Below are 2736 nucleotides of genomic sequence, written 5' to 3'. Positions count from 1 at the left end.
CTATTTCTGAAGTGGGTAATTCAAATATATTTTTCCATAATTCAACACATTTTTCTTCTGAAAATTCTTTTGCAATGATTTCCCTATTTCTTTCCTTCAAATTTTCATCCATATAAATGAGCTCATCAAAAGTTAAACTATCTAATCCATATGTATCAAACACATTTAACCCTTTTTTCTTGAAAAAATCCCATGTTGTTATATCGTTTTTTATAAAAACTTTTTTTCCTAAATATAAGAGAGCCAATATATTCCCAATAGCTTGCTTTCTATCATGATTAAAAATAGCTATGTCTACAGAATTAAGTGCTTTTCCATATTCTACTGGAGGTAAAAATTCCAACAAAGGCTTATACTTTTCTCTATATAACTTCTTCCCAGCCTCAGTAACCTTTTTAGCCCATTGCTGATTTCCATAAGAGAGTGGTGTTATTATTTCAATGTTTTTTTCTTTAAATCTTGATAATTTGTTTAGTATTTCAATGTGCTTATTCGTTGGGTCTGCGGAATTACCAACCTGAATAACTATTCTATCTATTTTCTTTTTGCTATTTTTTATTTTATCCAAATATCTATAATCAATAGGATTAGGATAAAAAGCATAGTGATACTGTGCTCTTGTTTTGTACCATTTCTTAGCTAAATAATAGTCTCCAGGAACTAAAGCAACTATATGCCCAAAATCTTTTATCAGACGTTCTCTTGTAAGTTCATAAGAATCAAATTTTAGATTTTTATTTCTAAATTTGTAATAGTATAAATCTCCACCCCATAGGACCCAATAAGATTTTTTAAGCAAGTGTGAATTTAAAAATAATAATAATACTAATTCACTAAAAAATAATGAATGAATAAAAATCTTTTCTGCTCTTTTCATTTTAAAAAGCAAAGTCCGTAGGTTTTCAGCTTCATTTTGTGAATTTAATATAACCAAATTTTTCCTTCTTTTAAACCTTTGCTTTTCATAATTGCCCAATACAATAAAACAATGATTATTTTTAGGAAAATTTTTCTCTATGAAATCAAAAAAAGGTTCTGAATATGTATGACTAATGCTATTGAATATATGTACAATCATAGTCTTAACTTTCTTTCGTAAATATATTTCCGAAACGTTTGTATTTATCACATCTGGATTATTGTCTTTTTCTTTGGCATTCAAAAGTATCGCTTGACCCTTTATTCTTTCTCTATTATCTGTGTTCAAAATTTCTTCAATTTCATATACCTGCTGCTCCAATGAGTATTTGTCCTCGATAAACCTACGGTAACTTTCTGAGTCGTAATTTTCTTCGGTTATTTTTTCTACTGCTTCGTCGATTGTGTTATATATTAGCTCATTGGGCCATTGTTCTTTTGAACCACTATAATTTAAAATTATTGGTTTTATACCTCTTGCCATGCTTTCTAAAATGTTATAAGGATGGCCTTCATGTATGCTTGCCGATATTATGTAGTTCTTGTCTTCTAAAAATTTTTCTACTTCGTTTATCAAGCCGTATAAGATAAAATTGTCTTCCATCTTCATTTCTTTTTTTATGTATTCAAAGTATTCTTTGTACAATGGGTCTTGGAAGTCTCCACCTACATGTAATTTGTATTTGTTATCTAAATTTTTTAATTTACCTATTATTTGAATCCAAGCTGCTGGATTCTTCCTATAGTTTATGTGAGCTAACACTGCTAAATTGTACCCTGGTTTGTGTATAGAGAATTTGAATTTGTCTAAGTCAACCCCGCTGTAAACAATTTCTTCTTTGCATGATTGAAGATCAAGAAAAAAATGTACGTGGTAAAAAAGCTCTTTCATCGGTTCTGATACAAAGATCAATTGATTGACATTTTCCCAATTTATTTTTTCAGGGAGTTTCGAAAATATTTCAGATCCATTCAATCTACAAATTACTTTTTTATTTTCTATTTCAGGGACTTTGTTTGTTGCAAATACTGCTAAGTCATTTGCCCATTCGAGCCAGACTATGTCCGCCCATTTTATCGCTTGTGTTATTTCGTTTCCATCTGTTGATACTACGAGTTTGACATCGTATCCAAGCGAGAAGGTTTCTACTATGTCTTTTAGGAAGTTGTCTAAGCCAGGTAAACAAAGGAATGCTATCTTTGTGTCTTTTTTTATCTTGTTTTTTATTTCTAAGAACTTCTTTTTCATTTGGGGAGTATCTGTTAGTTCTGCTGCTTTTAGGTAAAATCTTAAAGATGCAAGTTCGCTTCTGTTTTTGAATTCTATGTCTCCTAAGAGGTCATAAGTTGCCCAGTCTTTGTCGTGTATCCGCATCAGATATCTCCATGCTTCCATTTCTTGGTTCATTTCTTTTAGTAGATACCCATAATTGAATAATAGATCAGAGTCAACGGGGTTTATTTTTAATCCTTTTTCGAATTGTTCTTTGGCTTTTTCGAGTTCTTTTTTGTTGAAGTGTATTAGTCCGTTTAAGTTGTATTTTTTCGGGTCATCATCGGATATTTTTTCTATTTGTTCTTGAGCTTTGTTTATATCTCCTTTGTTTATCATTTCAAAGATTTCTTCGTACATGGGAATCCTCCTTGGCTTTTGAAGTTTTCATTGTCTTTTAATATTTCTTTTTAAGTAATTGTTAATCCTATTTTTTATCGTCTGAAAGTGGGAAGTTCTTAATTTTTAGTACCCCCTCAGCCCTTTAAAAATTATGAAGTTTCGAAAATATTTATTCTATCTCAGTTTGCGCCCCTTCGCCCCGC

General features: G+C 30.6%; 1 protein-coding gene. It reads right to left on the bottom strand.

Annotation, left to right across the window (positions count from 1 at the left end):
* A partial coding sequence (locus tag X926_RS09105) for a TDP-N-acetylfucosamine:lipid II N-acetylfucosaminyltransferase (protein ID WP_103065859.1) occupies positions 1-2551 on the bottom strand: 2551 nt, incomplete at its 3' end.
* Positions 2552-2736 lie beyond the last annotated feature (185 nt).

The organism is Petrotoga sp. HWHPT.55.6.3, assembly GCF_002895495.1.
In the GTDB taxonomy this organism is placed as follows: domain Bacteria; phylum Thermotogota; class Thermotogae; order Petrotogales; family Petrotogaceae; genus Petrotoga; species Petrotoga mobilis.
This window is presented reverse-complemented; position numbering and strand designations above follow the sequence as displayed.